This window comes from Vibrio scophthalmi LMG 19158 (genome assembly GCF_000222585.1).
GTDB lineage: Bacteria > Pseudomonadota > Gammaproteobacteria > Enterobacterales > Vibrionaceae > Vibrio > Vibrio scophthalmi.
This window is the reverse complement of the sequence record NZ_AFWE01000173.1, coordinates 1-7,027: the sequence shown is the minus strand read 5'-3', so window position 1 is coordinate 7,027 and position 7,027 is coordinate 1. Positions and strand designations below refer to the sequence as shown.

The window sequence follows — 7,027 nt, the reverse complement described above, 5'->3', positions numbered from 1 at the left end:
AAAATTGGCACAAGCAAATTAACAGCAACCTATGGTGATATCAGTAGTGATCCTATGGATGTTTATGTTAATAACATTGATATTGTTTCCTCATTAAGGGCGTTTGCTGCAATAAAATCAGATCGCAGCATTATGACATGGGGCACGGCGATGTATGGCGGCTATAGCGTAGAAATCGCAGATCAGCTTATTAATGTGAAGACCTTAATTGCAAATCAATTTGGATTTGCGGCACTTCGCGATGATAACACCATTCTCTCTTGGGGTACCCTTTGGGATGCGGGGCAATATTTTTACTATCAAAACATCAAAGAAATTGTGACGACAAAAGATGGCTGGGCCTTTGCCGCCTTAACCCTAGACGGAAAAGTTGTTAGCTGGGGGCACAACGCACATGGCGGCGATCCATCCGCTGTTTACGATCAACTGGTCGATGTGGAAAAAATTTACCCTGGCAGCTCAGCCTTTGTGGCGGAAAAAAAAGATGGCACTGTGCTTACTTGGGGGCATCCTCAATTCGGTGGTGATAGCTCGAAAGTAAAAGATAAACTTAACAATGTAAAAGATATTGCCGCTAATTCATTTGGCTTTGCCGCACTTAAAAATGATGGCACAGTTGTCGCTTGGGGAGATCCTGAATTCGGTGGCGACACTACGAGCGTAAACGCTCAATTAAATAGTGTAAAAGCGCTTTATTTTAATAACGTTTCTTTTGCCGCGCTTAAAAACGATGGCACCGTGGTGACTTGGGGTGATGCTTATCGCGGAGGGGACAGCTCAAAGGTGCAAAATAAGCTAACCGATGTAAAACAAATCTATAGTAACCCTTATGCCTATGTTGCACTTAAAAATGATGGCAGCGCTGTAGTTTGGGGACTGAAGTTAAATGGTGGTGATAGCAGCGAAGTCCAATCAAAACTTAATTATTTAAAAACCGTATATAGCACTCATGCCGCTTTTGCTGCCATTGATAACAACGGTAAGGTGATCACTTGGGGAGACCCTTATTTAGGTGGGGATAGCAGTTTGGTGGCAGAAGAGCTTGTTAATGTTGATAAAATTGCTTCTACCGTAACCGCTTTTGCCGCACTTAAAAAAGACGGTACCGTTGTAACATGGGGTGACGCTGAATTTGGCGGCGATAGCAGCAAGGTTACGAATGAACTTTATGACATCATTGATATTTTTGGCTCATATGACGGCGCTTTTGCTGCAGTACGTAAAGATGGAGTATTGATCACTTGGGGTAAACCAGAAGCTGGCGGCGGCGCCACGGGATCTGATCTTTTCATCTACCCTGCGACAAATGCTGATTAACCAGAGAGCGATTTTAGCCGTCGTCATTAATCCTGACTGTTCAATGTTTGTGATATTGAACGATGGCTTTTCTGAGAAGTGATCTCCGATTTTCGGACATGACTTTAAGTGATTGCTCTGTTTTGATAGTACCCAGAAATACTGGAGCAGATTATGACCAGAAAACGCAGAAACCACTCTCCCGAATTTAAAGCTAAGGTGGCGTTGGCTGCCGCTAAAGGTGATAAAACTGTCGCTGAGTTAGCACAGAAGTACAACCTGCATCCCAACTAGATCTCAACATGGAAGAAAGAGCTGCTTGAAAATGCAGCGATGATCTTTGCCTCTGAAAGTCAGTTGGGCAAAGTCAATTCTGAAGAAGTGGACAAACTCCACGCTAAGATCGGTCAATTGACCATGGAAAATAATTTTTTGGCGAAAGTGCTCGGTCGTTAGATCGAGTACAGCGAAAGAGTTCGCTGGATAAATCCACCCAACTACCGATAAAGTGTCAGTGCGAGCTTCTCAATATTGCTCGCTCTACGGCTTATTACCAGCCCATCGGACTTTCTGCTGAGGAGATCGAATTGCGTTGTATGATTGACGAAATTCACCTTCAGCATCCGTTCATGGGCAGTAGGCGTGTTTGAACTGAGCTGGCTAAAAAAGGCCATAAGGTTAATCGCAAGCGTATCGTTCGGATCATGCGTGAAATGGGCATTGAACCGATTTATCCCAAGCCAAAAACGACACTGGCGAACAAAGCACACAAGGTTTATCCCTACCTATTGCGTGATATCGAAGTTACTTACCCCAACTAAGCGTGGGCAATCGATATCACGTATGTCCCGATGGCTAAAGGGTCCCTCAGTTTACCAGCACTGAGTTCACACAGAAGTTGACCGACCATAATGTACGGATCAGCATGGATGGGAAAGCTCGTTGGATCGACAATGTTTTAATCGAACGATTATGGCGAAGCCTGAAATATGAGGAGATTTACTTAAAAGCTTATACCACACCTCGTAAAGCTGAGCTTGAAATCGGTCACTACATGGTGTTTTATAATGAGGAGCGTAATCATCAGGGACTCAATAACCTTACCTCTGACGAAGCCTATTTCGGCAGGCAGAGATACGCAGCATGTGCAGGATCAACCACTTAAGGAATTAACTTAAGTGTCCAACCATTGGGGCCACTTCTGGTTATCGCCGAAATTCCAATCGAAGTCATACATAGTAAGTTGATTAATTTCTAAGCTTGTTATCCCTGTCAGCCTTGTTATCCTAACAATCTTGCAACAGTCATGTTGTTACTCCTCAGTATCATTTGAACAATCAGTAAACCTCGTAAGCACAGTGGAAGGCGGCTTATGTATTACTAAGGATAGTTATGGCTAAATCGTCTATTTTCCATTTTTTATCAGTCAGACCTTATATTGTCTCTTTGGTTTTAGTTATTTTACTCGCCACTTGGCTTGCGATGGGGGCGTCCGATGCCCAAGAAACGCCGCCTGGGGCTGATCAAGAAACAAGCGTGCCGCTGGCTAAAGTGGCTTACCAAACCTTCATCGCGCAACAAGTACACAAAAGTATAGATTTGTACGGTCGTACCGCGCCAGATCGTCAGGCTAAGCTGGGGGCTGAGATTGCCGGTAAAATTGTGACTTTGCAGGTAAAAAAAGGTGAGGTGGTTAAGCGTAATCAAGTCATTGCTCAAATTGATAAAGGTGATCTTGAGATTCAATTGCAGCGTGCTCAAGCGATGCTCAATGTGCGGGTGAAAGAGTTCAATGCTGCTCAATCATTAAAGAAAAAAGGGCTGCAAGGTGAAGTCGCCTTTGCCAATGCTCAAGCGGCGCAAATCGAAGCCAGAGCAATGGTCAGCAACGCCAAGTTAGCGCTGCGTAATACGGCGGTTACGGCCCCTTTTTCTGGGGTTGTGGATCATCTTTATATTGAGCAGGGCGATTTCGTAGCGGTGGGTGATCCGGTTGCATCCTTGATTGATTTAGACAAAATCGTGATTGAGGCTGACGTTAGCGAGCGCCATATTCAGGATTTAAAGCTAAACCAATCGGCGAATGTGCGCTTTATTAATGGCCAAGAGACCGAAGGAAAATTGCGTTATATCGCACGGATCTCTTCAACCTCGACCAATACCTTCCCGATAGAAATTGAAGTCGATAACCCTCAACAACTTATCCCAGCAGGCGTCAGTACCGAAGTTGAATTGAATCTCAAGGATCAATTGGCGGTTAAAGTCACTCCTGCGATGTTGGCCTTAGATAAGGTTGGTAACTTAGGCATCAAAACACTGGTTGAGCAGGACAAAGTAAAATTTGTGCCAATTCAGTTGGTCAAAGCTGAGCAAGATGGCGTGTGGCTGACAGGGTTGGGGGAGCAAGTGAAGATCATCACCACAGGGCAAGGTTTTGTGCGTGATGGTGATCAAGTGATCGCGGTTGAGGCTAGTGCTCAGCAAGTGAAGCAGTAGGAGGCGCTATGTTTAGCTTAATTGATGCGGCCTTGTCGCGTACGCGAACCATGTTAGTGCTTCTAGTGTTTATTTTGATCGCTGGTGTGATCACCTACATCACCATTCCCAAAGAATCGAGCCCCGATATTACCATCCCTATAATCTATGTCTCGGTTGGCCACCAAGGCATTTCACCGGTCGATTCTGAACGTCTGTTAGTACGCCCGATTGAGCAGCAATTGCGTTCGATTGAAGGCGTTAAAGAGATGACATCAACAGCATCGGAAGGACACGCTTCAGTCATACTGGAATTTTCGGTTGGCATGGATCTCAATAAAGCGATGGCGGATGTTCGTGAAGCGGTTGATCTCGCTAAACCTAAATTACCAGAAGACAGCGATGAGCCGACCGTTAATGAGGTAACGCTAGCCTCGGAAGAGCCAGTTTTATCGTTAGTTCTGTATGGTACGGTGCCAGAGCGTACCATTGTGCAAATTGCCCGACGTTTACAAGATAAGCTAGAAAGCTATCGCCAAGTGTTGGAAGTCAACATTGCTGGTGATCGTGAAGATATCGTCGAGATTATTGTCGATCCTTTACTGATGGAAAGTTATGGCCTAGATCAAGCGGATATCTACAACCTCATTGCATTGAACAATCGAGTGGTCGCAGCCGGTTTCGTGGATACCGGTTATGGCCGCTTCTCGGTTAAAGTCCCTTCAGTATTTGATTCGCTTAAAGATGTACTTGAACTGCCGATTAAAGTTGATGGCAAACAAGTCATCACTTTTGCTGATGTTGCCACTGTGCGCCGCGCTTTCCGTGATCCGGAAAGCTACGCCCGCCTTGATGGCGAATCGGCGGTGGTGCTGGATGTCAGCAAGCGTGCCGGTGAAAACATCATTGAAACGGTAGAGCTGGTGAAAGCGGTGCTGATTGAAGCGCAAAAAATGCCAGAGTGGCCGAATAACTTGCTGGTTAAGTACACTTGGGATCAATCAAATGACGTCAAAATGATGCTCAATGATCTGCAGAACAATATTTTGTCAGCGATTATTTTGGTGGTGATCGTCATCATCGCGATTTTAGGTATGCGCACCGCTATGTTGGTCGGCATCTCGATTCCGGGCTCATTTTTGGCGGGTTTGCTAGCGCTGTCGGTGTTTGGCATTACCATCAATATTATTGTGCTGTTCGCCTTTATTATGGCGGTGGGCATGCTGGTGGATGGTGCGATCGTCGTAACGGAGTTTGCCGATCGGCGTATGCAAGAAGGGGTGCCGAGAAAGCAAGCTTACCGCGATGCGGCTAAACGGATGGCATGGCCTATCACCGCTTCAACTGCGACCACATTAGCCGCTTTTGCTCCGTTATTATTTTGGCCTGATGTGACCGGCGAGTTCATGAAGTACTTGCCGTTAACCTTGATTGCCACGCTGTTTGCTTCGCTGGTAATGGCGATGTTATTTGTGCCGGTACTGGGCGGTTTATTTGGCAAACCGCAGAATGTCACCTCAGTCAGTCGTCAGCGCATGGTCGCTTTACATGATGGTGACTTCTCTCAAGCAACGGGCCTGACTAAGCTTTACTACCACACACTCAATGTTGCAATTAACCACCCGATTAAAATTCTGCTGTTGGCGATTGCTTTGGCGGTTGGTGTGGGGGCTGCATACAACAAAGCGGGCTTGGGCGCCGAGTTTTTCCCCGAGGTCGATCCGCCGTTTTTTACCGTCAAAGTTCGCTCTTATGGTGATCTGTCGATTAACGAGAAAGACGATATTATGCGCGACATCGAACAGATGATGCTGGGGCATGATGAGTTTGAGAGTGTTTACACGCGTACAGGGGGAGATGATGAGATCGGTCAGATCCAGATTACCCCAGTGGATTGGCAATATCGCCGTAAAGTCAAAGAGATCATTGAAGATCTGAAACAGCAGACCGATCAATATGCTGGGGTCGAGATTGAATACAAGTTCCCAGATGCAGGACCGCCAGTGGAACATGATTTGGTGGTTGAGATGTCGTCGCTCGATCTTGAACAGCTGGATACTGGAGCCAAACAAGTACGTGAATGGGCTGATGGTTACGGCGCCTTAACCAACATTAGTGATAACTCGAGCAAAGAGGGTATTGATTGGCAGATCGATATTCGCCGTGATGATGCTTCGCGCTTTGCCGCAGATGCAACCTTGGTGGGCAATACCGTGCAGTTTGTTACCAATGGCTTAACTATTGGTGATTACTTGCCGGATGATTCCAATGAAGAGGTTGATATTATTGTCCGTTATCCTGAAGAGAAGCGAGATATTGGTAAGTTTGATCAACTGAGAGTCAAAACTGCACTTGGAATGGTGCCGATCACTAACTTTGCCAGCATCGTCCCAGATCACAAGCAGGATACGATTCATCGCGTTGATGGTCATCGAATTATTAGTATTAAAGCGGATATCAAAGAGGGTTATAACCTTGCACTGGAGCTGCCGAAGATTGAGCAAGCGTTAGGTGAAATTCCACTGCCCAACGGTGTGGATTTTAAGTTGCGTGGGCAAAACGAAGAGCAGCAAAACTCATCGGCATTCTTGCAAAATGCCTTCTTAGTGGCTTTAGTGGTGATGGCTCTGATTCTGATCACCCAGTTCAATAGTTTCTATCAAGCGTTCCTAATCTTGAGTGCGGTCTTATTCTCCACCGTGGGGGTATTTGCCGGACTACTGATTTTCCAACGCCCGTTTGGGGTCGTGATGTCGGGAATAGGGGTTATTGCCTTGGCAGGCATAGTGGTTAATAACAATATCGTGTTGATTGACACCTTCAACCAACTGCGTCGACGTGGTTTGGATAAGCGTGAAGCCATCTTGCGTACCGGTGTGCAGCGTTTGCGTCCGGTACTGCTGACCACGGTCACTACCATTCTCGGTTTGTTGCCGATGGTATTGGAAATGAACATCGACCTGATTAATCAGAAGGTCGAGTTTGGTGCTCCAAGTACTCAATGGTGGTCACAGCTTGCGACTGCGGTGTCTGGAGGCTTAGCATTTGCGACGGTATTGACCTTGGTATTGACACCATGCTTATTGATGTTAGGCCGTAAAGAAGTGCAGCAAGAAGATAAAACTCAAGCACCATTGGTGGCTGAGAAAGCACCATTAGAGCCAGATTCACAGCCGAAGGTAGAATCGATCGCCTAGCGAGTACAGCCTTGATAGTGAGTTAAGAGCTAGAGTAAGAATAATAAAAAAGCGCAGGA

At 46.1% G+C, this 7,027-nt stretch carries 3 protein-coding genes and 1 pseudogene; all 4 read left to right on the top strand.

Going from position 1 to position 7,027, the window contains the following annotated elements; genetic code table 11:
• On the top strand, positions 1 to 1,317 hold a 1,317-nt coding region (locus RH88_RS13395; RefSeq protein ID WP_005596869.1), incomplete at its 5' end, for an RCC1 domain-containing protein.
• Between the two features lie 153 nt (positions 1,318 to 1,470).
• Positions 1,471 to 2,461, top strand: a pseudogene (locus RH88_RS23015) (IS3 family transposase).
• 227 nt (positions 2,462 to 2,688) lie between these two features.
• A complete protein-coding gene (locus RH88_RS13375) occupies positions 2,689 to 3,792 on the top strand; it encodes an efflux RND transporter periplasmic adaptor subunit (protein ID WP_005596867.1) in 1,104 nt (367 codons plus the stop codon).
• 8 nt (positions 3,793 to 3,800) lie between these two features.
• A complete protein-coding gene (locus RH88_RS13370) occupies positions 3,801 to 6,968 on the top strand; it encodes an efflux RND transporter permease subunit (RefSeq protein ID WP_005596866.1) in 3,168 nt (1,055 codons plus the stop codon).
• Positions 6,969 to 7,027: the final 59 nt, after the last annotated feature.